The organism is Bacillus vallismortis, assembly GCF_040784915.1.
Classification (GTDB): Bacteria; Bacillota; Bacilli; order Bacillales; family Bacillaceae; genus Bacillus; species Bacillus subtilis_G.
In genome coordinates this window covers 3,601,802-3,628,363 of sequence record NZ_CP160797.1, presented here as the reverse complement: position 1 = coordinate 3,628,363, position 26,562 = coordinate 3,601,802, and the positions used below count along the sequence as shown (strand labels likewise).

26 protein-coding genes are annotated in these 26,562 nt (G+C 43.0%); 24 read left to right on the top strand and 2 right to left on the bottom strand.

The window, feature by feature from the left end; genetic code table 11:
- Positions 1-22: 22 nt before the first annotated feature.
- Genes ABZM97_RS18140 through hprF form a run of 3 tightly spaced genes read left to right on the top strand, consistent with a single transcriptional unit; the run spans position 23 to position 2,130 of the window.
- Complete coding sequence (locus ABZM97_RS18140; protein WP_202327968.1) at positions 23-961, top strand: nucleoside recognition domain-containing protein; 939 nt, start codon at positions 23-25, stop codon at positions 959-961.
- Positions 958-1,608, top strand: coding sequence for a pyrophosphatase PpaX (gene ppaX, locus ABZM97_RS18135; protein ID WP_087991507.1), 651 nt, complete (start codon positions 958-960; stop codon positions 1,606-1,608). Before ABZM97_RS18140 ends, ppaX begins: the two co-directional genes overlap by 4 nt.
- Before the next feature lie 3 nt (positions 1,609-1,611).
- Complete coding sequence (hprF, locus tag ABZM97_RS18130) at positions 1,612-2,130, top strand: heptaprenylglyceryl phosphate O-acetyltransferase (protein ID WP_087991506.1); 519 nt, start codon at positions 1,612-1,614, stop codon at positions 2,128-2,130.
- Positions 2,131-2,151: 21 nt separating this feature from the next.
- Here the strand turns inward: hprF and pelC are convergent, their stop codons facing one another.
- Positions 2,152-2,817: a pectate/pectin lyase PelC gene (gene pelC / locus ABZM97_RS18125; protein ID WP_202327969.1), complete on the bottom strand. Its 666-nt coding sequence runs from the start codon at positions 2,815-2,817 to the stop codon at positions 2,152-2,154.
- Positions 2,818-3,070: 253 nt separating this feature from the next.
- Positions 3,071-3,817, bottom strand: a complete 747-nt coding sequence (locus ABZM97_RS18120; protein WP_087991503.1) for a C39 family peptidase — start codon at positions 3,815-3,817, stop codon at positions 3,071-3,073.
- 248 nt (positions 3,818-4,065) lie between these two features.
- Between ABZM97_RS18120 and ABZM97_RS18115 the strand changes: the two genes are divergently transcribed.
- The 21 genes from ABZM97_RS18115 to rapZ all read left to right on the top strand — a co-directional run bounded on the left by ABZM97_RS18115 (position 4,066) and on the right by rapZ (position 26,561).
- A complete protein-coding gene (locus tag ABZM97_RS18115) occupies positions 4,066-5,241 on the top strand; it encodes an ATP phosphoribosyltransferase regulatory subunit (RefSeq protein ID WP_253268592.1) in 1,176 nt (391 codons plus the stop codon).
- Positions 5,234-5,875: an ATP phosphoribosyltransferase gene (hisG, locus tag ABZM97_RS18110; RefSeq protein ID WP_003219799.1), complete on the top strand. Its 642-nt coding sequence runs from the start codon at positions 5,234-5,236 to the stop codon at positions 5,873-5,875. Before ABZM97_RS18115 ends, hisG begins: the two co-directional genes overlap by 8 nt.
- The gene (gene hisD, locus ABZM97_RS18105) at positions 5,872-7,155 is read left to right on the top strand and encodes a histidinol dehydrogenase (RefSeq protein ID WP_289348339.1); all 1,284 of its coding nucleotides are present in this window, start codon (positions 5,872-5,874) and stop codon (positions 7,153-7,155) included. Before hisG ends, hisD begins: the two co-directional genes overlap by 4 nt.
- Positions 7,152-7,736 (top strand): imidazoleglycerol-phosphate dehydratase HisB, encoded by a 585-nt coding sequence (hisB, locus tag ABZM97_RS18100; protein ID WP_087991499.1) that lies wholly within the window; start codon positions 7,152-7,154, stop codon positions 7,734-7,736. Before hisD ends, hisB begins: the two co-directional genes overlap by 4 nt.
- Positions 7,737-8,375, top strand: coding sequence for an imidazole glycerol phosphate synthase subunit HisH (gene hisH, locus ABZM97_RS18095; RefSeq protein ID WP_087991498.1), 639 nt, complete (start codon positions 7,737-7,739; stop codon positions 8,373-8,375).
- The gene (gene hisA / locus ABZM97_RS18090) at positions 8,372-9,109 is read left to right on the top strand and encodes a 1-(5-phosphoribosyl)-5-[(5-phosphoribosylamino)methylideneamino]imidazole-4-carboxamide isomerase (protein WP_367387044.1); all 738 of its coding nucleotides are present in this window, start codon (positions 8,372-8,374) and stop codon (positions 9,107-9,109) included. Before hisH ends, hisA begins: the two co-directional genes overlap by 4 nt.
- Positions 9,106-9,864 (top strand): imidazole glycerol phosphate synthase subunit HisF, encoded by a 759-nt coding sequence (hisF, locus tag ABZM97_RS18085; protein ID WP_202327972.1) that lies wholly within the window; start codon positions 9,106-9,108, stop codon positions 9,862-9,864. Before hisA ends, hisF begins: the two co-directional genes overlap by 4 nt.
- The gene (gene hisIE / locus ABZM97_RS18080) at positions 9,861-10,484 is read left to right on the top strand and encodes a bifunctional phosphoribosyl-AMP cyclohydrolase/phosphoribosyl-ATP diphosphatase HisIE (protein ID WP_202327973.1); all 624 of its coding nucleotides are present in this window, start codon (positions 9,861-9,863) and stop codon (positions 10,482-10,484) included. Before hisF ends, hisIE begins: the two co-directional genes overlap by 4 nt.
- Before the next feature lie 288 nt (positions 10,485-10,772).
- The gene (locus tag ABZM97_RS18075; RefSeq protein WP_202327974.1) at positions 10,773-12,440 is read left to right on the top strand and encodes a DUF2339 domain-containing protein; all 1,668 of its coding nucleotides are present in this window, start codon (positions 10,773-10,775) and stop codon (positions 12,438-12,440) included.
- A gap of 79 nt (positions 12,441-12,519) precedes the next feature.
- Positions 12,520-13,245 carry a lipoprotein YvcA gene (locus ABZM97_RS18070; protein WP_202327975.1) on the top strand — a complete coding sequence of 242 codons (726 nt, stop codon included), beginning with the start codon at positions 12,520-12,522 and terminating at the stop codon, positions 13,243-13,245.
- A 154-nt stretch (positions 13,246-13,399) separates the two neighbouring features.
- Positions 13,400-14,110, top strand: coding sequence for a lipoprotein YvcA (locus tag ABZM97_RS18065; RefSeq protein WP_202327976.1), 711 nt, complete (start codon positions 13,400-13,402; stop codon positions 14,108-14,110).
- A 129-nt stretch (positions 14,111-14,239) separates the two neighbouring features.
- A complete protein-coding gene (locus ABZM97_RS18060; RefSeq protein WP_087993988.1) occupies positions 14,240-14,935 on the top strand; it encodes a lipoprotein YvcA in 696 nt (231 codons plus the stop codon).
- Between the two features lie 443 nt (positions 14,936-15,378).
- Positions 15,379-16,101, top strand: a complete 723-nt coding sequence (locus ABZM97_RS18055; RefSeq protein ID WP_087993989.1) for a lipoprotein YvcA — start codon at positions 15,379-15,381, stop codon at positions 16,099-16,101.
- Between the two features lie 5 nt (positions 16,102-16,106).
- Positions 16,107-18,014: a DUF6792 domain-containing protein gene (locus ABZM97_RS18050; protein WP_253268591.1), complete on the top strand. Its 1,908-nt coding sequence runs from the start codon at positions 16,107-16,109 to the stop codon at positions 18,012-18,014.
- A 14-nt stretch (positions 18,015-18,028) separates the two neighbouring features.
- Complete coding sequence (locus ABZM97_RS18045) at positions 18,029-18,388, top strand: hypothetical protein (RefSeq protein WP_087993769.1); 360 nt, start codon at positions 18,029-18,031, stop codon at positions 18,386-18,388.
- Between the two features lie 167 nt (positions 18,389-18,555).
- Positions 18,556-20,325, top strand: a complete 1,770-nt coding sequence (bmrA, locus tag ABZM97_RS18040; RefSeq protein ID WP_087993770.1) for a multidrug resistance ABC transporter ATP-binding protein/permease BmrA — start codon at positions 18,556-18,558, stop codon at positions 20,323-20,325.
- A gap of 125 nt (positions 20,326-20,450) precedes the next feature.
- Positions 20,451-21,905, top strand: a complete 1,455-nt coding sequence (locus ABZM97_RS18035; RefSeq protein WP_087993771.1) for a tetratricopeptide repeat protein — start codon at positions 20,451-20,453, stop codon at positions 21,903-21,905.
- A 380-nt stretch (positions 21,906-22,285) separates the two neighbouring features.
- The gene (locus ABZM97_RS18030; protein ID WP_087993772.1) at positions 22,286-23,683 is read left to right on the top strand and encodes an NlpC/P60 family protein; all 1,398 of its coding nucleotides are present in this window, start codon (positions 22,286-22,288) and stop codon (positions 23,681-23,683) included.
- A 218-nt stretch (positions 23,684-23,901) separates the two neighbouring features.
- The gene (gene trxB, locus ABZM97_RS18025; RefSeq protein ID WP_087993773.1) at positions 23,902-24,852 is read left to right on the top strand and encodes a thioredoxin-disulfide reductase; all 951 of its coding nucleotides are present in this window, start codon (positions 23,902-23,904) and stop codon (positions 24,850-24,852) included.
- A 328-nt stretch (positions 24,853-25,180) separates the two neighbouring features.
- A complete protein-coding gene (locus ABZM97_RS18020) occupies positions 25,181-25,648 on the top strand; it encodes an 8-oxo-dGTP diphosphatase (protein WP_087993774.1) in 468 nt (155 codons plus the stop codon).
- 25 nt (positions 25,649-25,673) lie between these two features.
- Positions 25,674-26,561, top strand: a complete 888-nt coding sequence (rapZ, locus tag ABZM97_RS18015) for an RNase adapter RapZ (protein ID WP_087993775.1) — start codon at positions 25,674-25,676, stop codon at positions 26,559-26,561.
- Position 26,562 lies beyond the last annotated feature (1 nt).

The following is a 26,562-nucleotide window of genomic DNA, read 5'->3' as shown; positions in this document are numbered from 1 at the left end:
CGCCAACAAAGGGGGATGAGGGATGAAGAAGATCTTTCTGGCCGGTCTAGCGGCAGGTCTTCAAACAACATGGACACTCGGTAAAGTCATTTTCCCGGTAACACTACTGGTTACATTGCTTCAGCATACGCCTGTCATGGATTGGCTGGTACGGCTGATCACACCGGTTATGGGCCTGTTCGGGCTTTCTGGTGAAGCGGCCATTCCGCTTGTGCTGGGGAATATACTGAATCTGTATGCTGGAATTGCCGGGATTTTACCATTGGATTTATCTGTGAAGGAAGTCTTTATTTTAGCTGTGATGCTTTCATTCTGTCATAACTTGATTATCGAATCGACAGTCGCCGCAAAGGTTGGCATCAGAATTGGTGTCATTTTGGCGGTGCGCATCGGTTTGGCCGCTGTGTCAGCAATTGTCATCAATCTCATTTGGCATGGCGGACAGGAAACGGCGCAGTACGGTTTTATCGCTGCGAAGAGCACGGCGCCTGACGGCTGGCTGGCAATGCTGGCCGAGGCTTTAATGAAAGCCGGACTTGGTGTTTTGCAACTGGCGGCCATTGTGATCCCGCTGATGATCATCATTCAGTTTTTAAGAGATTTAGGCTGGCTGCATCGGTTTTCGAGGTGGCTGTCTCCGTTTACGCAGCTGCTTGGCATGAATAAAAATACGTCCATGACGATGGTGGCGGGACTGACGATCGGTCTGGCCTACGGAGCGGGTGTCATGATCAAAGCTGTCGAGGATGACGGCGTGAGCAGACGGGATATGACATTGGCATTTATTTTTCTCGTCGCCTGCCACGCGGTCGTGGAAGATACGCTCGTCTTTATTCCGCTCGGCATACCGGTTTGGCCTCTTCTTCTGATACGTGTCACTACAGCAGTGCTGCTGACAATTGTCATTGCGCGCACATGGAAAAAATGGAAACCCTCAGCGGTTGGAAAGGAAGCAATATGAGTCACAAACAAGTAACGACGATTCTATTTGATTTAGACGGAACTCTAATTAATACGAATGAATTAATTATCGCGTCCTTTTTACATACACTGGAGCATTATTACCCGAGCAAGTATAAACGAGAAGATGTGCTCGCGTTTATCGGACCGTCTCTTTTTGACACATTCTCTTCGATGGACGCTGATAAATGCGATGATATGATCGCCATGTACAGAGCGTACAATCATGACATGCATGATTCACTTGTGACTGAATATGAAACCGTGTATGAAACCCTGGATGCATTGAAAAAAGCCGGGTTTAGATTAGGGATTGTAACAACGAAATTAAGAGATACTGTCAATATGGGCCTCAAGCTGACGGGAATCGGCGAGTTCTTTGAAACGGTCGTCACCCTCGATGATGTGACAAATGCAAAGCCTGATCCCGAGCCGGTTCTGTTAGCGCTGAAACAGCTTGGAAGCGAGCCTGCGGAAGCCATTATGGTCGGAGATAATTACCACGATGTGCTGTCGGGGAAAAACGCCGGAACAAAAACGGCCGGAGTCGCATGGACGATTAAAGGGCCGGAAATGCTGGCGAAGCATGAGCCAGATTATATGCTTGAGAAAATGAGTGATCTATTACAAATCGTTGGAGTGAATTAATCTGTGAGAAAAACAGATCGTCATCCGGTCTCAGGGGCTAACTCACTATGGCATGTCTATCAAACGGTGCCTTTTTTAAAAGTTGTCAAAAATTTCATTGTCATTCAAATGGCGAGATATACACCGTTTATAGGGATGAAAAACTGGCTGTACCGTACGTTTCTGCGGATGAAGGTTGGGAAGCAAACATCCTTTGCCCTGATGGTGATGCCGGATATTATGTTTCCGGAAAAGATCTCAGTAGGAGCAAATTCAATCATCGGGTACAATACGACCATTTTGGCCCATGAATATTTGATTCAGGAATACCGGACCGGCAAAGTCCTGATCGGAGACGAAGTGATGATCGGTGCCAACACGACCATTTTGCCCGGGGTGGAAATAGGGGATGGCGCAGTTGTGTCCGCCGGAACGCTTGTCCATAAGGATGTGCCTGCCGGCGCATTTGTCGGCGGAAACCCGATGCGGATCATCTATACGAAGGAAGAAATGAAAGAAAGATTGAAAAGGCCCGCTGAATAAACATCAGCGGACTTTTTTATATTAAAATTGAGTATTGTTATTTTCATAAATATGCTGAACGCCAATCCATTTCTGGCCGACATTGGAGTAGCGTGTATTTGTCATTCCGACCGTACTTGTTTTGCTGTCGGTCCGGAATATCGCTTCTTTCATATTCGTGATGGTGCACTTGTCGATGATCACATCAACGTGGAAGGTTGAACCGCCAAGCTGTCTTATGAATTTACCGCCATTGTCCGCCGTGAAATTTTTCACTGTAAATGTGCTGGCTTTATTGATCTGAAAAATTTTATCAGACGCTTTTTGGGCAGAGCCGCCATCGATGGTCACTTTTCCTTCCTTCTTTACTGTTAACGCATCCTCCCCAACATCTTCCCACTTCACATTCTGAATGTTAACGTTTCCATAAGTGTGCACGCCATCAGCAGCAGGTGCGCCGAGCACCACGTTTTTTAGAGTTGCGCCATCCTCTACACGAAAAACAGGTTTTTGGTTTTCGGACTGGCTTCCGTCACCTAATTCTTTCCCTGCTGCAAACCGCTGTCCCTTCCCGTCATATGTTGTATTTTTGGGTACGATAATTGTTTCGTGAACCACTTTGTCAGCTGCGAAAGCAGTTGATGTTTGAAACTGGCTGAAACCGATAACCAAACTGAACATAAATAGGATAGACACGATTTTTTTCAAAGATAAAATCCTCCCCGGATATCTATGATTTTTGTAAGAGAAGCCTCAGCGTCTTGCTCCGGCTTCTCTCACATAGATCGGGGCAAGGCTGAATCTGCTTTAATCATAAAAACAGACAGCCTGAAAGTAAAGACAATTTTGGATGATAAATGGAAAATGAATCGATATGACCGATTGAAACAAAAAACATGAATATTGTCGTATTTGCTCAAGATAGAACATAGGCACTGGGAAGGCGGGAGGTACCAGCTGTTTACTTTTGAATAACGATGGCCTGGCTGCCCATTTGTTCCCACGCTTTTTCGAAACTGGTTCTGTCGGTTTTTCTGTTTTTATAGCCATAAGGATCATTGAGATACACGTATTTTTCATCATATCCCGTAACGGCGACACTGTGTACACTGTACGTGATATCGATCGTTCCGTTTGGCGTTTTCCACGTCTGCATGTTGTCAACTGGCGTAAAGTTGGCAGTTGTAATGACCCAAACAGGATTGCCTTTCTCAAGCTGTTCATAAACAGAAGAAATGTTTTTTCCAGTCAGGTCAGACACTTTGTCTCCGGCATAGGTTTTCGCCAATTGATAGATCGGTCCGTGATAGACACCGAGACCCGGGCCATTCGCCATATCCCCGACAAACCCATCATTCGGATCCCCTTTTAATCCGCTGCTGTACGTCAAAGGCACTGTGGCAAGCTGGTTTGCCAGTGTGTTTTTTGTCACGTTGTATCCCGCGTAATTCAGCACCATCGCAAGACTTGTTACTTCACAGCCGTTATAGAGCCGAGGTGCGTCCATCTGATTGTAAAGGACGACATCCAGCGGTTTTGCGCTTCCTTTCAGCTCGTTTGTGCTGTTTGCGGCTGTTGATTCTTTTTCAGCCTCTCTTTTATCGCTATTGAAAAAAGGGATATCTATATCTTTTGCATATATCTTAAGTCCGAAAAAAACGACGCCTGAAAGAATAATCATGACACATAGAGTTCGCAGTGTTTTCATCTTTATCTCCTTGTTCTCTATTTGATTTGTATTATAGCATGCCAACCATAAGAATTTGAGATATGACGCACCTTTAATGATTTGTTCATGATTTTTTCATAATTAGGAGGAGGACAACTGAGATAACATATCCTGACTAAAGTTAAGCATTGATTTTCGCTCTTTCATCTGCTAACATATTATCATATTAGCGAACTAAAGGATTCGGAATTTTCCTTCAAACGATGGCAACGGAGGTGCACGGGTTGATGTTTATGTTTGAAAAACCGCACGGCATGAGAGATACACTGCCCGGTTTATACGAAACGAAAAAAAAGGTGAGACAATCGTTAACCGATTTGATCGATAAATGGGGATACCGATTTATGGAAACACCGACATTGGAGTTTTACGATACCGTTGGTGTGCAGTCAGCGATTGAAGAGCAGCAGCTGTTCAAGCTTCTTGATCAGGACGGCAAAACATTGGTGCTTCGCCCGGATATGACAGGGCCCATTGCAAGGGTGGCGGCATCCAAGCTTCTGAAACACGATCATCCGCTCAGAGTCGGCTATGCGGCAAATGTCTTCAGGGCTCAGGAACGCGAAGGCGGACGTCCCGCCGAATTCGAGCAGGTCGGAGTGGAATTAATCGGTGACGGCACGACAAGCGCGGATGCGGAGGTCATTGCCTTAGTCGTCGGCGCCTTAAAGAGCGCGGGGCTGGCTTCCTTTAAAATTGCCATCGGCCATGCCGGCATTGCGGATGCTTTGTTTGTTGAGGTGCTCGGAAACGTTGAACGTGCCGATGTGCTGCGGAGGTTTTTGTATGAGAAGAACTACGTCGGCTACAGAGAACATGTCAAGTCTCTCCCGCTTTCCTCCATTGATAAAAGCAGGCTGCTTGAGCTTCTTGAGTTGCGGGGCGGCATAGAAGTATGCGGACGTGCTGAGGAAATCGTCGATTCCGCGCAAGGAAAAAGCGTTGTTGATGAGTTGAAGGCGCTATGGGACATTCTTGAGGATTATGGATGTACGGAAAATGTCCGTCTGGATCTGAATATGGTCAGCCACATGAGCTATTACACGGGGATTTTATTTGAAGTGTACGCCGAAAATGTCGGCTTTGTCATTGGAAGCGGGGGCCGTTATAACAAGCTCTTCGGCTATTTCGATTCACCCGCGCCGGCGACAGGCTTCGGGCTTCGGGTCGACCGGCTGATTGAAGCGCTCCATATGAAAGACGAAGCTTGTGAAATAGACGCTGTTATTTTCAGCAAAGAGCAGCGGGTACAAGCCATCGCTTATGCGAATGAAGAACGGATGAAAGGGAACAAAGTGGTTCTTCAAGATTTATCGGGAATCGAAAATATCGATCAGATGACAAAATCTTTTGCACACGTCACCTATTTTATCGGTGCCAGAAAGGAAGAGCAAAATGGGTAAGTTACTCACAATGGCGATGCCGAAGGGCCGGATATTTGAAGAAGCGGCAGGGCTGCTTCGTCAGGCGGGCTATAAGCTCCCTGAGGAGTTTGAAGATTCAAGAAAACTGATCATCGATGTGCCGGAGGAAAATCTCCGTTTTATATTAGCTAAGCCGATGGACGTGACCACATATGTGGAGCATGGCGTGGCCGATGTCGGAATTGCGGGCAAGGATGTCATGCTGGAGGAGGAACGCGATGTGTATGAGGTGCTGGATTTGAAGATCAGCAAATGCCACTTAGCGGTCGCCGGACTTCCGAATACAGACTGGAGCGGCGTAGCCCCGAGAATCGCGACAAAGTATCCGAATGTGGCTTCCAGCTATTTTAGAGAGCAGGGAGAACAAGTCGAGATCATCAAGCTCAACGGTTCAATTGAGCTGGCCCCGCTCATTGGGCTCGCAGACCGGATTGTGGATATCGTTTCCACAGGACAGACGCTGAAAGAAAACGGGCTTGTTGAAACGGAGCACATTTGTGACATTACTTCCCGCTTTATTGTGAACCCGGTAAGCTATCGCATGAAAGACGATGTGATAGACGAAATGGCATCCCGCTTATCTCTCGTTGTGGAAGGAGAAACGGCAAAATGAAGATCAAATCCATCAGCGGCACAGAACGGCTTTCTCTCAAACGGTCCATAGATGCCGGAACGGAAGAGCAAAGAAAAGCGGTTCGATCCATTATTGAAGATGTCAAAGCAAACGGTGATCAGGCGGTCCGCAGCTACACGGCGAGATTTGACGGCATCGAAATAGACAGCCCGCTGGTCACAAAAGAAGAAATTGAGGAAGCATACACCTTGCTGGATTCACAGCTGCTTCAGGTGATGAGGCAGGCAATTGAAAATATAAAGGAATATCACGAAAGACAGCTGCAATCCTCCTGGTTTTATCACAGAAAGGATGGCACAATGCTGGGGCAGAAAGTGACGGCGTTAGATTCCGCGGGCGTATATGTGCCGGGGGGGACAGCGGCATATCCTTCATCTGTTTTGATGAATGTCATTCCGGCGCTGACAGCCGGTGTGGAAAGAATCGTTCTTGTGACGCCTCCGGGGAAAGACGGGCGGCTGTCTTCAGGGGTTTTAGTCGCTGCTGCCGAGCTAGGGATAAAAGACATTTACAAAATGGGCGGCGCTCAGGCGATTGCGGCGCTGGCGTACGGAACAGAGACCATTGAGCCGGTGGATAAAATCACAGGTCCGGGAAATATTTATGTCGCGCTTGCCAAACGAGAGGTGTTCGGTGATGTCGATATTGACATGATTGCCGGACCGAGTGAAATCGTCGTGCTGGCTGATGAAACTGCGATTCCGAGCGAAATCGCAGCCGATCTTCTGTCACAGGCGGAACACGATAAACTCAGCTCATGTGTGTGTGTCACAGATTCCGTGGCGCTGGCCGAGGCGGTTTCAGCAGAGATGAACGAGCAGCTGAAAACCTTGCCGCGAAGAGAAATAGCGGAAGCTTCAGTGAACGATTACGGTTGTATCTATGTGGCGGAAACAATGGATGAAGCGATTGATACTGTCAATACGCTCGCACCGGAGCATTTAGAAATTATCACACAGTCTCCCGAAGCTTTGCTTGGCAGCATCAAACATGCGGGTGCGATCTTCTTAGGCAGATACAGCCCTGAGCCTGTCGGAGATTATTTTGCCGGGCCGAACCATGTGCTTCCGACAAACGGAACAGCCAGATTTTCAAGTCCATTAAACGTAACGGATTTTCAAAAGAAATCGAGCATTATTTCTTACAGTCAAACAGCCTTTGAAGAATATGCCGAAAGCATCGCGGCTTTTGCCAGACTTGAAGGGTTAGACGCCCATGCCAGATCAATCGAAGCGAGAGAACGGAGGAATTCAAAATGAGAAAAGCGGAACGCGCCAGAAAAACAAACGAAACAGATATTGAGCTGGCATTTGCAATAGACGGCGAGGGAAAAGCTGATATCAAAACAGACGTGCCGTTTATGACGCATATGCTGGATTTATTCACGAAACACGGGCAATTCGATCTCTCCATTCACGCAAAAGGCGATGTTGATATAGATGATCACCACACGACTGAAGATATCGGCATCTGCCTAGGGCAGGCGCTGCTCGAAGCCTTGGGCGATAAAAAAGGAATCAAACGCTACGGATCGGCGTTTGTGCCGATGGATGAGGCGCTTGCCCAAGTCGTCATCGATTTAAGCAACCGGCCGCACTTGGAAATGCGCGCGGATTTCCCTGCGGCTAAAGTCGGAACATTCGATACGGAGCTTGTACATGAATTTTTGTGGAAGCTGGCGCTTGAAGCTCGGATGAACCTGCACGTCATCGTTCATTACGGGACAAACACCCACCACATGATAGAAGCCGTTTTTAAAGCGCTTGGACGTGCGCTTGATGAAGCGACAATGATCGATCCGCGTGTTAAAGGAATCCCATCAACGAAAGGGATGCTGTAAATGATCGGCGTAATAGATTACGGAATGGGCAATTTATACAGTGTCTCAAAGGCGCTTGAGCGCGTCGGCGTCCCGTACTTTGTTTCTGAAAAGCCGGAGGAGCTGAAAGAAGTTGATGCCTTTATTTTGCCGGGCGTCGGTTCATTTGGAGACGCGATGGACAATTTGCGCAACGCGAAGCTTGATCAATTGATTCATGATATGGTCTCAGAGGGGCGATTGCTGCTCGGGATCTGCCTCGGCATGCAGCTTTTATTTGATGAAAGCGAAGAAAACGGCACCGCGTCAGGCCTTGGGCTGTTAAAAGGAAAAGCAGTCAGGCTGAAAGCAGAAGATGAGGAAGGAAACAAGCTGAAGGTTCCGCATATGGGCTGGAATCGCCTTTCCTTTCATACTGAATCTCCGCTGCTGGCTGAAACAGAAGAAGGCTACGCTTATTTTGTGCATTCGTATTACATTGACGGGATGGAGGAGGATGCGCTTCTGGCAAGCGCTGATTATAGTGTGCGAGTGCCTGCTGTCGTCGGAAAAGGAAATGTCTTCGGCGCCCAATTTCATCCGGAAAAAAGCAGCACGGTCGGAATGTCTATCTTAACCCAATTCACGAAAATGGCAGCAGAACAGAAGGTGAAAAAATGAGTGCTTTTACATTATATCCGGCAATTGATATGAGAAACGGCAAATGTGTCCGTCTTGTTCAAGGAGATTATAGTCAGGAAACGATATACGGCGATTCACCGTACGACATGGCCGCGTTATTTGCGCGTGAGGGTGCCGAATGGATCCATCTTGTTGATCTTGATGGTGCCAAAGAAGGAAAAAGAGTAAATCACCGCCACGTGATCGAAATTGCGCAAAAGCTAGAGCTGAAGGTGGAAATCGGCGGCGGGATCCGTTCCGAAAGTGACGTCTATGAATACTTATCGGCAGGAGTCGATCGGGTGATCCTCGGAAGCTCAGCTGTTTCTAACCCCCCGTTTGTCAAAAAAATGCTGAAACAATATGGGGGAAAAATTGCAATCGGCCTGGACGCGAGAAACGGTTTTGTTTCAACTGAAGGATGGCTGGAAACATCAAGCCTTAGAGCAACTGAACTCGGCAAAGAGCTTGCCAATGAAGGAGCGGAGATCTTTATTTTTACAGACATCTCGACAGACGGAATGCTGTCAGGCCCTAATATTGCAAGCACGGTCGAGCTTGCAAAGGAAACGGGGAAATCTGTGATTGCTTCCGGCGGCGTCAGCTCGGTGGAGGATCTCGAAGCCCTCGCCCGCTATCAGGCGGATGGCGTTTCTGGAGCGATCATCGGAAAAGCGCTATATACCAATCAGTTTACACTGAGCGAGGCGCTTGAAAGGGTGAAACGCAAATGATCACAAAACGGATTATTCCATGTCTTGATGTCAAAGAAGGACGCGTTGTCAAAGGAATTCAATTTCTCGAATTAAAGGATGCCGGTGACCCTGTTGAACTGGCGGAAGTGTACGACCAGGAAGGCGCGGATGAACTGGTTTTTCTTGATATCTCCGCCTCGTACGAAGGCCGAAAAACGATGGTTGACGTTGTGGAGCAGGTTGCCGCGAAGCTTGCGATTCCGTTTACAGTCGGCGGCGGCATCAATCAGCTCAGCGATATGAAAACGATTCTGCGTGCCGGCGCGGATAAAGTTTCAGTGAACACGGCAGCTGTTCTCCGCCCTGAGCTGATTACAGAAGGAGCCGAGTTTTTCGGTTCTCAATGCATCGTACTTGCCATTGATGCCAAGTATGACCAGGAATCTGCCGCATATAAGGTCTACACGCACGGCGGCAGAAAGAAAACAGACTGGGAAGTCACCGCATGGGCAAAAGAAGGCGTCAAACGCGGAGCAGGAGAAATATTGCTGACAAGCATGGACTCTGACGGTGAGAAAAAAGGTTTTGACCACAGGCTGACAAAGCTAGTTTCTGAAGCTGTTCCCGTACCTGTTATCGCCTCGGGAGGAGCGGGAAACGCGCAGCATATGCTTGAGGCTTTTACAAAAGGAGAAGCCGACGCCGCGCTGGCCGCTTCTATTTTTCATTATAAAGAAACGTCGATTAAAGAAGTGAAATCATACTTGAAAGAGCACGGGGTGAATGTGAGATGAAACAGGCAGATGAACTGCGTTTTAACGAGAATGGATTAATTCCCGCCATCGTGCAGGATGCGGCAAGCAAAGAAGTGCTAACACTTGCCTATATGAACAAGGAATCGTACGAAAAAACATTGGAAACGAAAGAAACATGGTTCTACAGCCGCTCGCGCCAAGAGTTATGGCATAAAGGAGAAACCTCAGGCAACACGCAAGCCGTTAAGGGCATCCGGTATGACTGTGACCAAGACGCGTTGATCGTACTCGTAGAGCCGTCAGGTCCGGCATGCCACACTGGCAGCTACAGCTGTTTTACAAAGGAACAAACAGAAGAGCAGGCTGCGGGCCGATTTGACATCATGAACGAGCTGGAGCGCGTGATCGCGGAACGCCAAGCGGAAATGCCTGAAGGAGCTTACACCACTTATCTTTTCCGTGAAGGTGTCGATAAGATTTTGAAAAAAGTCGGTGAAGAAGCATCCGAAGTGATCATTGCCGCGAAAAACCAAGACCGCGAGGAACTCAAATGGGAAGCGGCAGACCTGCTGTATCACCTGCTTGTCCTGCTCAGAGAACAAGCTCTGCCGCTGGATGATGTGCTTGACGTTTTGAAAAAACGACATTCTGACAAGTAAGAGGATTGGAGCTGTACATATGGCAGCTCCTTTTTTTATGCATCTTTTCGCCTGATCCATTTGTCGTGTTCCAGTAAATGAAATGAAAAAAAGCAATGTTCACATAAAAATTACATAAAAAAACCAATCGAATTCCCTATTCATCGAAAATTTTCCATGATGTAACATAACTAAGGATGAAAATCCCTGTTGGATAGCAGGTCTTTAGCATGATTTTGTGGAAACTGGTAAGGAGAGTAAAAAAAGGCATATCATGAAAAAGCAAGTAAATTCGAAAATGGGGAGAGAATGGTGAACGATAAAATTGATGAACTGAACAAAAGAGTTGGACGTTTGGAACAAGAACTGGCCAATGTCAAAAAAGAGATCGCATATCTCATGGCAGGCGCGCAGGAACAAACTATAGTCAAAACGGAAGAGCATTCAAAAATCAGCAAAGAAACCGAAGTGCCAAAACAGGCACCGGCTCCGTCAAAGGAAGAGAAACGAACTTTAGAAAACATGGCAGGAAATTGGCTTCCAAAAATCTTTATTTTTGTTTTTCTTCTTGGTATGATTTGGGCGTTTACAGCGGCTGCTGAAAAAGGTTGGATCAATACATATATGAGGGTGGCGGCAGGACTCATGGTCTCCATTGTGCTATATGTTCTCGGCAGCAGGCAATATAAGAAAAATGCCAGTGTGCTGGGCGTTTCATTATTGGCGGGCAGTAATATTGTCTACATCGTTTCCTTATTTGCGGGGAACATGCTATACGAGATTATCCCGACCCCGCTTACAGTGATCCTTCTTGCTGCAGGCGTTGCGGGCGGTGTGTACATATCAAGAAAATATCGGTCACAAACACTAATTGCGATTATCGGCGCAGGTGTTTACCTGTATCCGTTTTTATTTGGCGGGGAACAAGGAAACGAATACATCTTTTATATATATGAGTCATTGGTTTTCTCAGGCTTAATGTATGAGACAGTCAAACAAAAGTACAGTGTGGCATGGAATATAGCAAACTATGCGTTCATATTAGCGATTTTTGCTTTCTTATCATTTACCGATGCACAGGTATCGGTTTGGACACTTGCTGTATTTACGATGCAGCAGGCGATCATGATCTTCTCGGCTTTACGATCGCACAGCCCATTTAAAAAAGCCGTCTATCTCACAGCCGTTTCAATCGGAGCTTTTGTCGTTTTCATCACAGGGTTAGTCCTGTATCTAAAAAACGATACGGCGTTATACGCCTTTTATACTGCTGCTTTTGTGTTGTACCTGTTGTTAAGCTTATGGAAAAGAAAAGAATTTGCCGAAATCAAACATACGTTTTTTCTCACTTCTATGATTTATTTCAATATATTAGCAGCGGATGTATTAGATGAAAATGAGATTTTGCTGTACATCATATTCACGTTACAAGGAATCATGATGTGTTACGTGTCATACCGCAAAAAAAGCTGGCTGATCGGCATTGCCGGGGCGATTGTAGTACTACAGGCATCGTGCGGCCTCATGCAATACCCGGCACGCTCATTACACATTCTCAGCATTGTCTCTTGGCTGCTGCTGATCAGCTCACTTTTTGCCGCCTATCTGTATTCGAAAAAAATACAATATAAACAAGTCAAGATTGTTGTTTCATACACCGTTTCATTCCTGATGCTTGTATTCTTCAGCAAATTATCCATTTGGATGACGGCTAAGATTGACGGCCTATCCAGTAATGTCGGGGTATCTCTGTCTTGGTTTATATTTGTCATCGTGATGTACGCTGTTTATTACGCAACCAAAGACAAGACATGGAACCGAATCGGGCTGATATTTTTATTCATTACACTGGCCAAAATGATTTTAATAGATTCTGCTTCGATTGATATTGTTTGGAGAGCGGTCTTATTCATCTTGTTAGGGGTCATTGGACTGTTTATCTCCAGAATATTTTATTCGAAAAAAGAGAAACCATAATGCCTGGCCAAGACTGCCGAGAGAACTCGGCGGTTTTTTGTTCGTTTGATTCTATCAGTTAACTATATGGAGGTTCGTCATGAAAAAAATCATCTTGATCAGCTTCAGCTTATTACTAGCCCTAACAGGCGGATGCAGTACGAACGACAATGAAACCAACAGCACAGAGGACTATAAAACAAAAGCCGTAAAACCAAAAGACATGGATCCAAAAGACCTGCCGCAAGTTCCCGCGTTTCAGGACGAGAAAACGAGAGAGTACATGGTGTCAACGAAAGAAGAGGAGCCGGGGTATTATTTGCTGGAGTCTAAGCTGAAAGGGTTTAGGATGTTGTTTCCGGAGGATGCGAAATATCTATCAAGAAGATCCTCGTTGACTGGGAAAAATAAAGAAAGTATTGGATTTAATAGTTATGAGAAAGACACCAATGTAATGTTTGATGGTCATGTAACATATTACAAAGAAGAAAGTTTTGTGAATGAACCTGAAACAATGCTAGATATTGTAAGTGGAAAAAATGATTATAAAGGTGAATACAAGAAAAGTAGTAACAAGAACACGGATATCTATTTTGGTAAGAAAAAAGACATCTTTGAAAATATTGATAGAAAATATAATGATTCATACAGTTACTTTGGATATGTGAAATCTCTAGAAGAAGATAACCTAGGAGTTGAATACGCCTTTACTTTCGGATGCAAAAATGAAAATCGACCATGCTCCCTAGAAGAAGAAAAGGCTAAAAATAAAGTTGAGAAATTAATACATTCTATCAGCTTTTTAATAGATAAAAAGGACAAATAAGATGAAATGAGGATGAGGGCGTAAAGTTACGGATAATTGATTTAGAATATGACTATTAACAACAGTTTGCCTCAATGAATGCAAGGAAATGATAGAAACCCAATAAGGTGATTGTATTATTCGGGTAAACAACGAAAATCTGCGGAGGTTCGTCATGAAAAAAACCATCTTGATCAGCATCAGCTTATTATTTGCCCTGACAGGCGGTTGCAGTATAAACGACTATGAAAAAAACAGTACAATTGACAATAAAACAGAAGCCGTAAAACCAAAAGACATGGATCCAAAAGACCTGCCGCAAGTTCCTGCGTTTCAGGACGAGAAAACGAGAGAGTACATGGTGTCAACAAAAGAAGAAGAGCCGGGGTATTATTTGCTGGAGTCTAAGTTGAAAGGGTTTAGGATGTTGTTTCCGGAGGATGCGGAGTTCTCAAGCTATTTGTCTAGCCGTGATGAAAACGAAGAAATCATTCCATTTGATAGTTATGATGAAACAAAAAATAAAATGCTAAATGCGCATATAGAATATTATCAAGGAACATCTTTTATTAACAATCCTGAGACAATGTTAGATCAAGTTAGTAGTGAAAATGGTTATAAAGGCAGTTTTGAAAAGCTAAAGAACGAAGATAAAGATATTTATATTGCTCATAAGAAAAATCATTTTCAAAACGATAAAAATAAATACAGCTTTTCATACAGATATTTCGGCTATATCAAGTCACCCGAGAAAAAACAAGCAGGTATCGTATTTTCGTTTATGTTTAGATGTCCAAATAATGAGAAGCCTTGTACGTTAGATAAAGACAATTTAGGAGATAAGGTTAAAAAGCACGTAAAATCCATCACCTTTTTAAATCATTAACAGGAGAAATAACACGAAAAACAAAAATATATTGGAAGATGAGAATGTAAAATTAAGAATAAAAATCACTTTGTAATAAGGTCATAAAATGATTTAGGTAAATTAGCCGAAAACCCATGGAGGTTCGTCATGAAAAGAATCATCTTGATTTGCATCAGCTTATTACTTGCCCTGACAGGCGGATGCAGTATAAATGACAATGATAAAAATACGGCAAATGACAATAAAACAGAAGCCGTAAAACCAAAAGACATGGATCCAAAAGACTTGCCCCAAGTTCCTGCGTTTCAGGACGAAAAAACGAGAGAGTACATGGTGTCAACGAAAGAAGAGAAGCCCGGGTATTATTTGCTTGAATCTAAGCTGAAAGGGTTTAGGATGTGGTTTCCGGAGGATGGGGAGTACTCAGACTCTGAAACTTCAAAGAAAAACGAGTCACTATTTTTTGACAGTATGAATAAAGAAACGAATATAGTAATGAATGCTTCAGTAAAGTTTTATCAAAATGAATCATTTATAAACGATCCGGAGACTATGTTGGATATCGTTAGCGGTAAAAGTGAATACAAAGGTAATTTTGAAAAATTAGAAGCAAAGGATAAGGATATTTATTTTGCTTTAAAACAAGAAAACTTTGACAACGAAGAAAAACCATCTTATATCTATCTTGGTTATATAAAATCAAAAAAACAAGATTATTTAGGGATGGAATACTCTTTTATGTTTAGCTGTTCTGCAAATGCTCAGGCCTGTAAACAAAATTCAAAAGACAATGAAGAAAAGGTTAGAAAAATATTAAACTCTGTTATCTTTTGCGATGTGTAAAAAAATACAAACACTGATGTATTAAATATTAGAAGATAGTTGAAGATTCCCGATATGCGCGTGTTCACCTACCCGAAACTTTTTTCGATAGTATTAGGGTAACTACAAAAGGGGCTAAAACAGTTTTGTCGTGGCTGTTCCATTGTGATTGTTTTGTGATCCTGTTAGTGGTCAAAGGTTTGTTTATCTCAAAGATGTTTTTGAAAAAAGGACAGTAATGACTGTCTAAGATTGCCGAGGGAAAACAGTGGTCTTTTGGTATGTGAGTTATTTAGCCTATTTCTTAAGTCCTCCCTTATGTTTATTAGTGTAAACCAAGTCCAATTCCCTATTTATCAAATTTATTCCATGTTGTAACATGAACAAGGATAAAATAATCACTTTTTGACAGGGTCATTAGTATGATTTTGATAAATCAGCTTAAAAATCCGTGGAGGTTCGTAATGAAAAAGATCCTATTTATTTGTTTTAGCTTATTACTTGCTCTGACAGGAGGATGCAGTATGAACGACAATGAAAAAAACAGCACAAATGATAATAAAACGGAAGTCGTAAAACCAAAAGACATGGATCCAAAAGACTTGCCGCAAGTTCCGGCATTTCAGGACGAAAAAACGAGAGAGTACATGGTGTCAACGAAAGAAGAGGAGCCAGGGTATTATTTGCTTGAGTCAAAGCTGAAAGGATTTAGGATGTTGTTTCCGGAGGATGGGGAGTACGCACCTGATCTTTCGAGTACAGGAGAAAATGAAGAAACAATAGTATTTGATAGTTTTAATAAAAAAACTGACATTCAATATGATGGTCAACTGGATTATCATCAAGACAAAAGTTTTGCAAATGACAAGGATACAATGCTGGATATTGTAAGCGGTAGAAATAGTTATAAAGGAAAATACGAAGAAAGAGAGCTATCTGACAAAATTGTATATTCTGCTCAAAAGAAAAGTGTTTTTGATGATGTAGAGGGAAAGAATAATTTTTCTTATAGATTTTTTGGTTATGTTAAATCGACAAAAGAGGATTATCTGGGGATAGAGTATTCTTTTCGATTTGCCTGCTATAAAGATAAAGAGTCTTGTTCACTAAAAGAAGAAGATGCCAGAAAAAAAGTTCAAAAAATAATAGACTCTATTACCTTTTTAAAAGTTAAAAAGGAGAAATAGAAGAAATGGAACATAAGAATATATTTGAAAATGAAAATGTAAAACTGCGTTTAATTAACTTAGAGTACGATTATAAAGAAAGATTTGCTTCTGATAAAGAAAGTGAAATAAAGAAAGCTAAAACAGATTTTGAAGCCGATGTGCGCCGAATATACAAAGAAGAAACACATAAAGATCTTCCAAAAAATGTGGAAATATACACATCTAATGAACTTATTAAAAAAAATTCAAAAGTAGATACATCAATTAGAGAGTCCGGATATGATGGTACAGCTATTTATATTAAGGACGATAAACAACACATTAATCAGCTTCATATTATTTCAGAGGGCAGTGCTGATAACGAGGACTGGTCATACAATTTTTTTGGTCTCTTTTTAGGGATGGATGACAGCCAGTATCAAGCGACAAAAGAGTTTACAAGAAATGCAAAAAAAGAAACAAATGACTCTAATGATTTAAAGACCTTTGCTATGGGTCACTCACTGGCTAATAATAATCAGGTGATGGTTCAATTAATTGATGGAGAATTTGATGAAGTATATGGAGTTAACGGAGCTCAAATAAGCGTTGATCACCTTTTAGCAACTGATTTAAATTTGAGAGATACGATAATGCATAAATTTCATATTAGACGCTTAAAAGATATTAATGAGATCCCACCAGAAAAGCTAAAAAAAGAGATCCAAAAATACTACAAAGACAAAGGCGTAACAGCAAATATCACTCAGCGCATCTCAAAAGATGACCCGCTGTACGGTGCGAGCGGCAAGGCGGACTTCATTACATTCGGCGATGTGAAGATGGCAGATACAAATACAAGTGTAGAAGGCATCCGAAACATTATGGATGGGATCCCTGATGAAGACGTGAGAGCGATTCAAGAATTCCTTCAAAAATATAAGGGTGACTATAAAAAAGACGGCTTGAACGGTTTTGTAAAGGCTGCAAGCGGGATTGACATAGAGCTGATAGATAAAGTGAAGTACACAGATGGTGCTTTAGCGAAAGCGAGTGTCATTTATGAAAACTTTGATGACGTTAAGCAAATGTATGGCCGAATTAAAGAGAATTTGCCAGCGTTTTTAGGTTTTCTCCATACCTTATTGGGAAACAGCGGACCGGTCGTAGATCAGCTAGCTAAAAATGGGTATATCGATGAAACGCAAAAGAAAGTGATCAAAAAAGAATTATCGAATATTAATGCGAGTATGCGAGGCATAGAATCACGGTATGAACATTTTATTGATCATCTAAAGCATGGTCAATTTACGCACGCTTTAAAAGATGTTGGTGAAATAGTAGATTACGTAAAGTCAATTTTGTCCTCTATAGAAACACTCGACACAGAAACAAAAGACGCGTTAAAACTCATCGTCGACGGCCACAGCATCGTGCAAATGCTGAACGCATTATCAAAGGAAAAAGGCTTCAGCTATAAAGGCTCCGATATTTACTTTACAGGGAAGAGCGGCTCGGGAGAAACGATTAAAGTTAATATCTCATCTGCTGTCAGAATCTATCAAAACGGTATGAGGATCGTTGAAGATATGGAAGATGCGATTTCTAAGTACCAGAAGGTTTACAGCCAGGAAATCAATGAAGACTTTATAGACAAAAAACAGGCGATCATCACGGCTATTCATCACATGGAAGAAAATCCTTCGCATTATGCCTTCGATCTTCAATTCCGGCTTGCGGCCGGTTTCAGTCACACATTTGATAAATTGGAGAAAATCTCAGTTCATGAATCGTTCCACACAGGTGCGCTCCCTGCTAACGATGGGATTGTTGCTGAATTAAAAAAACAGGCAACAGAAAAAAGAGATTTCAGCAAAAACATCCGCGAGAGTATTGAAAAGCTGTTTGAAAAAGAAGAAATGATTTCTCAGTTATTTGATTTTCAGCTTTAGGAGGAATATGAAGAGTGACTTCCTTATTTTCAGAAAGTGAAACAGAAATTGTATCAACCACCTATATGTTTCTTACCCAGGACGAAATGAAGGGGAAAGCAGGCAGCCTCAATCAACCGATCAACGACATCCTCAGCCTGACAAAGAAATTTGAGTCTTCGCTAAAAGAAGAAATCAAAGGACAAAAAGGATTGATTGTCAAAAAAATAAAAGAAGAGCTTGAATCAAAAAGTGAAAAACAAAAAGCCGCACTTCAAATGATAAAAGAAGAACATACAGCAAAAGTGGATCGGTACAAAATGATAGTTGAAGACCTGCGAAAGCAGGATGTGACATTGACTTACAGGAAAAAGAAGCCTGTTAAGGATGTATAAGACCATACCTCTCCTATTCAAATCATGAGTGGGAGATTTTTATTTTTATTATGGCAAAAATATACTGAAAAAGTCTCTCTCCATTGATATGATTGAGAAAGAGTAAAAAACATCCTTTTGATACGACATTTCACCTTTCTGAACGCTGAAACAGGAGGAAAAAGTATATGCCAACCCAGCAACAAAAATCGAAAAGTAAATTAAAACCCTTTTTTGCATTAGTGAAGCAGACCAATCCTTCTTATGGAAAGCTTGCTTTTGCGCTGGTTCTTAGTATTGTAACGACACTGGTCAGCCTGCTCATTCCATTACTAACGAAGCAGCTTGTCGATGGCTTTTCTATGTCAGCTCTTTCAGGGACACAAATCGGGCTGATCGCGCTTGTTTTTTTCGTTCAGGCCGCTTTGAGCGCTTATGCCACCTATGCGCTTAACTATAATGGGCAAAAAATCATCTCTGGGCTGCGGGATTTATTATGGAAGAAATTAATTAAGCTCCCTGTCCCTTATTTCGATACAAACGCTTCCGGAGAAACCGTCAGCCGTGTGACAAATGATACGATGGTGGTCAAAGAACTGATCACAACCCATATTAGCGGGTTTATTACAGGCATCATTTCGGTCATTGGATCACTGACAATCTTGTTTATTATGAATTGGAAGCTGACACTGCTTGTATTAGTTGTTGTACCGCTTGCCGCTCTAATCTTAATTCCGATTGGCCGGAAGATGTTCACCATTTCCCGCGAAACGCAAGATGAAACAGCCCGTTTTACCGGCCTGCTGAATCAAATTCTTCCGGAAATCAGACTCGTCAAGGCTTCAAATGCGGAGGTTGTCGAATATGGGCGGGGGAAACTGGGGATTTCTTCATTATTTAAACTAGGAGTTCGTGAAGCCAAGGTTCAGTCGCTTGTCAGTCCGCTCATCTCACTTGTATTAATGGCAGCGCTTGTGGCAGTCATTGGATACGGCGGCATGCAGGTCTCATCAGGCGAGCTTACCGCCGGAGCACTCGTGGCTTTTATTTTATATTTGTTTCAAATTATTATGCCGATGGGCCAGATTACAACGTTTTTCACACAGCTGCAAAAATCAATCGGCGCAACAGAACGGATGATTGAGATTTTGGCAGAAGAAGAGGAAGATACTGTCACAGGAAAACAAATCGAAGACGCACATTTGCCTATTCAGCTTGATCGCGTGTCTTTTGGATATAAGCCCGATCAGCTGATCTTGAAAGAGATCAGCGCCGTGATTGAAGCAGGGAAAGTCACAGCGATTGTCGGTCCGAGCGGCGGCGGGAAAACAACACTGTTTAAGCTGCTTGAACGTTTTTATTCACCGACTGCGGGGACCATTCGGCTGGGGGAAGAGCCGGTTGATACTTACTCGCTTGAATCGTGGCGGGAGCACATCGGGTATGTATCACAGGAAAGCCCGTTAATGTCAGGAACGATCAGAGAAAATATTTGTTACGGGTTAGAACGTGATGTTACGGATGCCGAGATCGAAAAAGCCGCGGAGATGGCATACGCGCTCAACTTTATAAAGGAGCTTCCGAATCAGCTTGATACAGAGGTGGGCGAACGCGGCATTATGCTGTCAGGCGGACAAAGGCAAAGAATCGCGATTGCGAGAGCGCTTCTCCGAGATCCGAGCATTCTCATGCTTGATGAAGCGACCTCAAGTCTTGACAGCCAATCTGAAAAATCAGTTCAGCAGGCGCTCGAGGTGCTGATGGAGGGCCGCACAACGATTGTCATCGCTCACCGCCTTTCTACCGTTGTAGACGCGGACCAGCTTTTGTTTGTTGAAAAAGGAGAAATTACCGGCCGGGGCACACATCATGAATTAATGGCTTCGCATGATCTATATAAAGATTTTGCTGAACAGCAGCTGAAAATGAATTCAGATTTAGAAAACAAAGCCGGGTAAATTTTGGTCGAATCAGCCAGTAAAAAAACGGAGGGATTTTCCCGATCCTTCCTTTTGAACTATTGAGGAGCTGATGATTTATGGTATACTACTGACGGTAACATTGTATAAAACGGAGGGTAGTTGTGGGAAAACACACTTCTGAACATAAAAATCACGCACAAATTGTCCAGCTGCTTCAAGATGGACAATATTTTTTTCATAAAGGCTTGAAAGCGTATAAAGAGCGCAATCTGAAACGGGCAAGCAAACTGATTCAGCGCGCGGTTCATTTGGAGCCGGAGGATTCAGAGATGCTTTCGCAGCTTGCGGTCATTTATTCAGAAATGGGCCAATATCAAGAGTCGAACGATCTTCTTGATTATATTATGGCAAATCTGGAGATCGAAATGCCGGAGTGCCATTACTTTAAAGCGAATAACTTTGCCCACCTGGGGCTCTTTCAAGAAGCTTATAAAGAAGCGGCCGCTTATTCAGATGCGGATCCGGACGGTGAATTCGCTGAAGAAAACGATAGTCTGCTTGAATTGCTAGATTTAGGAGACGGCGGGCCTGAGGATTCTTTGTATGATCAGGATGAATTGCTGGTGAAACAGGATCGGGCAAAGTCCCTCTTGGAAAGCGGCCAGCTTGCTGAAGCTGTGGCGGCGCTTGAGGAAATCACAGCTGAATATCCGGAGCTTTGGTCAGCATACAACAATCTGGCGCTCGCCTATTTCTATTCAGGCAACATCGTTAAAGCAAAGGAAACCGCTTATCAAGTGCTCAGTCATAATGAAGGAAACCTTCACGCCTTATGCAATCTTCTCGTTTTCTACTATTATGAAAGAGAAGACGAAAAAGTGGCGGAATTGAGTGACCGGCTTTCCAATGTGTATCCGATGCTATTGGAACAGCGATACAAACTGGGAGCTACTTTGGCGCTTGTCGGCCGCTATGAGCTCGGATATAAATGGCTCAAATCATTATATAAAAGCGGCTTTGAAGGTGACGATACATTCTTTTACTGGCTCTCGTGCTCCGCTTATTTTACAGGGCATACTGAATTTGCCGAGACGATCTGGAGAAAAGCCGAGTCGCAATATCCCGGAGAGGACCGCCCGGCTCCCTGGGTTGAGCGGAGGGAAGCACTTCCTTCATCCGTAGAACAACGTCTCGCAGCCTATTATATCAGCAGCACAAAGGGTGAAACGGAGCATCTAGAAGCGGTGATACACTCGAAGAGAATGACCGCTCCTTTCGAAAATCATTTTGTGCAGCTGCTCTTGAATGGAGATTCCGCGGCTGCTGACGTATCAGAGGATGCACTTTTCGCTTATCAAACCGTCAAATTATTAGAGCAAGCTGAAAAAGAAGAGATGAAAACAGAAGTCATGAGCTGTTGGGTGTTCCATGTCATCCAGCAAATCCGCGCAGCCGCTCCGTTGAAAAATGAGAAAGGCTGGGCAGCCGCGATTTGTTATATTTGGAAAGAAGCGCACGGCAAACATGATACGAAAAAAGACACAGCAGCTCGATTCGGCATCTCTCCGGCAACATTGACGAAATATATGAAATATATTGATGATATTCTAGAATAGAATATTTTAAAGAGTTGATTCTTAGAATCGACTCTTTTTTTGGTTTGATAGATTATATTAAGAAAATAATATCGACAGTTTTTTTACTCGTTTAAGAAAAATGACAAATGATGAACGACTTGACATCTGTTTGAAACACAAATGTAATAAAATTTATCGCTAATTTGTCGAAACTTGATGGTATAATGATTCTCGTACATAAGGAATTAGTGTTTTTTACATATGATGTGAAATAAACGCTATACAGCCAGAATAAGAGATGCGCAGAATAATTAACCATAAACAACCATCATTCCTCGTAGAGTATGAGGAACGAAACTTGATGTTTAAAATACGATTCCACATGAGAACAGGTTCACAGTAAAGGGAGGATATAAAAAGTGAGAAAGAGTTTATTGACACTTGGTTTGGCTTCCGTCATCGGTACAAGCAGTTTTTTGATCCCATTTACAAGTAAAACTGCATCGGCGGAAACATTAGATGAAAAGAAAGAAAATATCGAAAGCAAGCAATCTGAGGTTGCTTCCAGCATCGAAGCGAAGGAAAAAGAATTAACTGAGCTTCAGCAAAATCAATCAAAGATTGAAAAAGAACTGAAAGACATTAACGATAAGGCGCTTGATACAAGCAACAAGATCGAAGATAAAAAAGAAGAAAACGATAAAACAAAAGAAGAAATCAAAAAACTGAAAAAAGAGATTAAAGAGACAGAAGCCCGCATTGAAAAGCGCAACGAAATCTTGAAAAAACGCGTTCGTTCTTTACAGGAAAGCGGCGGATCTCAAGGGTACATAGATGTCCTTTTAGGATCAACTAGCTTTGGTGACTTTATCTCTCGCGCGACTGCGGTTTCATCTATTGTGGATGCAGACAAAGATTTAATCAAGCAGCAAGAGCAGGATAAAGCGAAGCTTGAAGATTCTGAAGCGGATTTGAATAACAAGCTGAAAGAAGTTCAAGCTGCATTGGCTAAATTAGAAACCATGCAAAAAGACCTTGATAAACAGCTTGATGATAAAGACAAGCTGTTTGAAGAAGCAAAAGCAAGCCAGAAGAAAACGGCTGACGCGATTTCTGAATTAAAATCAGAAGCGTCTGAGCTTGCTAACCAAAAAGCAGATACCGAAGCAGAACAAGCACGCATCAAAAAAGAACAAGAAGCAGCGGCTGCTTTGATCAAAAAGCAGGAAGAAGCGCAAAAAGCATCTGATGAGACACAAACAGCTACAACTGAAACAGCAACAGCAAGCTCATCTCATGATGATTCTTCAAACAATTCTTCTAAGGGTTCATCAAACAGTTCGTCTAACGGCTCATCTTCTAAGAAGAGCAGCGGTTCAAACAGCAATTCAGGCGGCACTGTCATCAGTAACTCAGGCGGAATTGAAGGCGCGATCAGCGTTGGTTCAAGCATTGTCGGAAGATCTCCGTACAAATTTGGCGGCGGACGCTCTCAGTCTGATATCAACAACCGTATTTTTGACTGCTCATCATTCGTACGCTGGGCATACGCTTCTGCAGGTGTCAACCTTGGACCTGTCGGCGGAACAACAACTGACACGTTAGTTGGAAGAGGAAAAGCTGTCAGCGCGTCAGAAATGAAGCGCGGAGACTTAGTTTTCTTTGACACATACAAAACGAACGGTCACGTAGGAATCTACTTAGGAAACGGTACTTTCCTTAATGACAATTCATCTCATGGTGTATCAGTTGACTCTATGAGCAATAGTTATTGGAAAGATGCATTCAAAGGCGTTGTAAGACGTGTTGTTCAATAATAAATAAGACAAGGGCCTTCTTGAACAGAAGGCTCTTTCTTTATTAATACATATACCCCTAAAAAAAACATTTAATCATGATCAGAAAAAAATGAGCAAAAAAATAGCGTATCACCGTGAGATTTTATAGGATATGGGTAAGGAATACGTTAGATGGGGACTCTTATCATATAAAGAAGCGCCCCAACTTGAAAAAGACGTGTTAAGGAGTGAATAGTGTGTCAGAAGAAAAAGTATATGACGTGATTATTATCGGCGCGGGTCCAGCTGGGATGACGGCCGCTGTATACACATCAAGAGCAAATTTATCGACATTAATGATTGAAAGAGGAATTCCTGGCGGGCAAATGGCAAATACGGAAGATGTAGAAAACTATCCTGGGTTTGAAAGCATTCTCGGACCTGAGCTTTCCAACAAAATGTTTGAACACGCGAAAAAATTTGGTGCTGAATACGCTTATGGCGATATTAAAGAAGTCGTTGACGGCAAAGAGTACAAAGTGGTGAAAGCCGGTTCAAAAGAATATAAAGCACGTGCAGTCATCATTTCCGCGGGTGCGGAGTATAAGAAAATAGGCGTGCCTGGCGAAAAAGAATTAGGCGGCCGCGGTGTTTCTTATTGTGCAGTATGTGACGGCGCTTTCTTTAAAGGCAAAGAGCTTGTCGTTGTTGGCGGGGGAGATTCCGCGGTGGAAGAAGGCGTGTATCTGACACGTTTCGCTTCAAAAGTAACGATTGTTCACAGACGTGATAAACTCCGTGCGCAAAGCATTCTCCAAGCGAGAGCATTTGATAATGAAAAAATTGATTTCCTATGGAACAAAACTGTGAAGGAAATTCATGAAGAAAACGGCAAAGTCGGTAACGTAACGCTTGTCGATACGGTAACCGGTGAAGAAAGTGAATTCAAAACAGACGGCGTATTCATTTACATCGGCATGCTTCCTCTGTCTAAACCGTTTGAAAATCTGGGCATTACGAATGAAGAGGGCTACATCGAAACAAACGACCGGATGGAAACAAAGGTTGAAGGGATTTTCGCTGCCGGAGACATTCGCGAAAAATCACTGCGCCAAATCGTAACAGCTACAGGAGACGGAAGTATTGCGGCACAAAGCGTCCAGCATTATGTCGAAGAGCTCCAAGAAACGCTGAAAACCTTAAAATAAAAAGGCTGTCATACGAGTTTCATATTACGTTACTGGGTTTTAATTCCGCTGTAACACATGTGTAATGCTTTTCGGTTATGATTAATAACGTAATTGACCCCCTTTTTATAATGAATACACTTTTTTGGCACGGATTCTCCAGTTATCCGTGTCCTTTTTTTGTGTGAAAATAAAGGCGGATGCCTGTTACAGCAAAATCACCTGAGCTCAGAAATGAATATACTGTAAAATAGAAGGAAAGATTGTCAATGTCTCTTCATTGTGGGAGGCATCTTGAAGCGGTATAATAAAGAGACGATGACAGGACGAGAAGGTTAGGTGAACGTACTTGCAAAGAGTGACAAATTGTGTGCTTCAGACGGATGACAAAGTCCTTCTGCTTCAAAAGCCGAGACGCGGCTGGTGGGTCGCGCCGGGAGGCAAAATGGAGAGCGGGGAATCAGTCAGAGACTCCGTCATCAGAGAGTACAGAGAAGAGACTGGTATCTATATCATAAACCCTCAGTTAAAAGGCGTTTTTACCTTTATCATTAAAGAAGGTGACCAGATAGTTTCTGAGTGGATGATGTTTACGTTTGTCGCTGATTCTTATACCGGACAAAATGTATCTGAATCAGAGGAAGGCAAATTGCAGTGGCACAATGTCGAGGAGATTCAAAACCTCCCAATGGCCCCGGGAGACGGCCATATTCTTGATTTTATGATGAAGGGACAAGGGCTGCTGCACGGTACATTTACGTATACACCGGACTTTAAGCTGCTCAGTTATCGTTTAGACCCGCAGCATATTAAATAGAAAGTACAAGTCAGGGGGGAGTTAGATGAGTGTTAGTGAATCACATGATATTCAGCTTGTCATTATAACCGGAATGTCGGGAGCGGGAAAAACTGTCGCCATTCAAAGCTTTGAAGATCTCGGCTATTTCTGCGTCGATAATCTTCCGCCTTCATTACTTCCGAAATTTTTAGAGCTGATGAAGGAATCAAATTCGAAAATGAGCAAGGTTGCGCTTGTGATGGATTTGCGAGGACGTGAATTTTTTGACCGAATGATTGAAGCGCTGGATGAAATGGCGGAAAATCCGTGGATTACACCGCGAATTTTATTCTTGGACGCGAAGGATTCCATTCTCGTCACGAGATATAAAGAAACGAGACGTTCACATCCGCTGGCATCGACTGGCCTTCCGCTTGAAGGCATCGGCCTGGAACGTGAACTGCTTGAGGAATTAAAAGGCCGCTCTCAAATGATTTATGATACGTCAGACATGAAGCCGCGTGATTTGCGTGAAAAAATCGTAAATCACTTTGCGTCAAACCAAGGAGAAACATTTACTGTGAATGTCATGTCATTTGGTTTTAAATACGGTATCCCGATTGACGCAGACCTCGTCTTTGATGTCAGATTTTTGCCGAATCCTTATTATATCGAAAGCATGCGGCCGCTGACTGGCAAGGATGAAGAGGTTTCCTCTTACGTCATGAAGTGGAATGAAACGCAGAAGTTCAATGAAAAATTGATCGATCTGCTGAGCTTTATGCTTCCATCTTACAAAAGAGAAGGAAAAAGCCAGGTCGTCATTGCGATCGGCTGCACAGGGGGCCAGCACCGCTCTGTGACACTTGCCGAACATTTAGCTGATTATTTCAAGAAGGATTACTATACTCATGTTACTCACCGGGACATTGAAAAGAGAAGCCGGAAATAAG

Excerpts from the sequence above, each read along its gene's own strand:
- ABZM97_RS18070 (WP_202327975.1), top strand. The coding sequence starts at position 12,520 with ATGAAAAAAATCATCTTGATCAGCTTCAGCTTATTACTAGCCCTAACA.
- ABZM97_RS18065 (WP_202327976.1), top strand. The coding sequence starts at position 13,400 with ATGAAAAAAACCATCTTGATCAGCATCAGCTTATTATTTGCCCTGACA.
- rapZ (WP_087993775.1), top strand. The coding sequence starts at position 25,674 with ATGAGTGTTAGTGAATCACATGATATTCAGCTTGTCATTATAACCGGA.
- ABZM97_RS18120 (WP_087991503.1), bottom strand. The coding sequence starts at position 3,817 with ATGAAAACACTGCGAACTCTATGTGTCATGATTATTCTTTCAGGCGTC.
- hisD (WP_289348339.1), top strand. The coding sequence starts at position 5,872 with ATGAAGATCAAATCCATCAGCGGCACAGAACGGCTTTCTCTCAAACGG.
- bmrA (WP_087993770.1), top strand. The coding sequence starts at position 18,556 with ATGCCAACCCAGCAACAAAAATCGAAAAGTAAATTAAAACCCTTTTTT.
- ABZM97_RS18075 (WP_202327974.1), top strand. The coding sequence starts at position 10,773 with ATGGTGAACGATAAAATTGATGAACTGAACAAAAGAGTTGGACGTTTG.
- hisH (WP_087991498.1), top strand. The coding sequence starts at position 7,737 with ATGATCGGCGTAATAGATTACGGAATGGGCAATTTATACAGTGTCTCA.
- ABZM97_RS18055 (WP_087993989.1), top strand. The coding sequence starts at position 15,379 with ATGAAAAAGATCCTATTTATTTGTTTTAGCTTATTACTTGCTCTGACA.
- hisG (WP_003219799.1), top strand. The coding sequence starts at position 5,234 with ATGGGTAAGTTACTCACAATGGCGATGCCGAAGGGCCGGATATTTGAA.
- ABZM97_RS18140 (WP_202327968.1), top strand. The coding sequence starts at position 23 with ATGAAGAAGATCTTTCTGGCCGGTCTAGCGGCAGGTCTTCAAACAACA.
- hisB (WP_087991499.1), top strand. The coding sequence starts at position 7,152 with ATGAGAAAAGCGGAACGCGCCAGAAAAACAAACGAAACAGATATTGAG.
- hisF (WP_202327972.1), top strand. The coding sequence starts at position 9,106 with ATGATCACAAAACGGATTATTCCATGTCTTGATGTCAAAGAAGGACGC.
- hisIE (WP_202327973.1), top strand. The coding sequence starts at position 9,861 with ATGAAACAGGCAGATGAACTGCGTTTTAACGAGAATGGATTAATTCCC.
- ABZM97_RS18060 (WP_087993988.1), top strand. The coding sequence starts at position 14,240 with ATGAAAAGAATCATCTTGATTTGCATCAGCTTATTACTTGCCCTGACA.
- ABZM97_RS18050 (WP_253268591.1), top strand. The coding sequence starts at position 16,107 with ATGGAACATAAGAATATATTTGAAAATGAAAATGTAAAACTGCGTTTA.
- ABZM97_RS18115 (WP_253268592.1), top strand. The coding sequence starts at position 4,066 with ATGTTTATGTTTGAAAAACCGCACGGCATGAGAGATACACTGCCCGGT.
- ppaX (WP_087991507.1), top strand. The coding sequence starts at position 958 with ATGAGTCACAAACAAGTAACGACGATTCTATTTGATTTAGACGGAACT.
- hisA (WP_367387044.1), top strand. The coding sequence starts at position 8,372 with ATGAGTGCTTTTACATTATATCCGGCAATTGATATGAGAAACGGCAAA.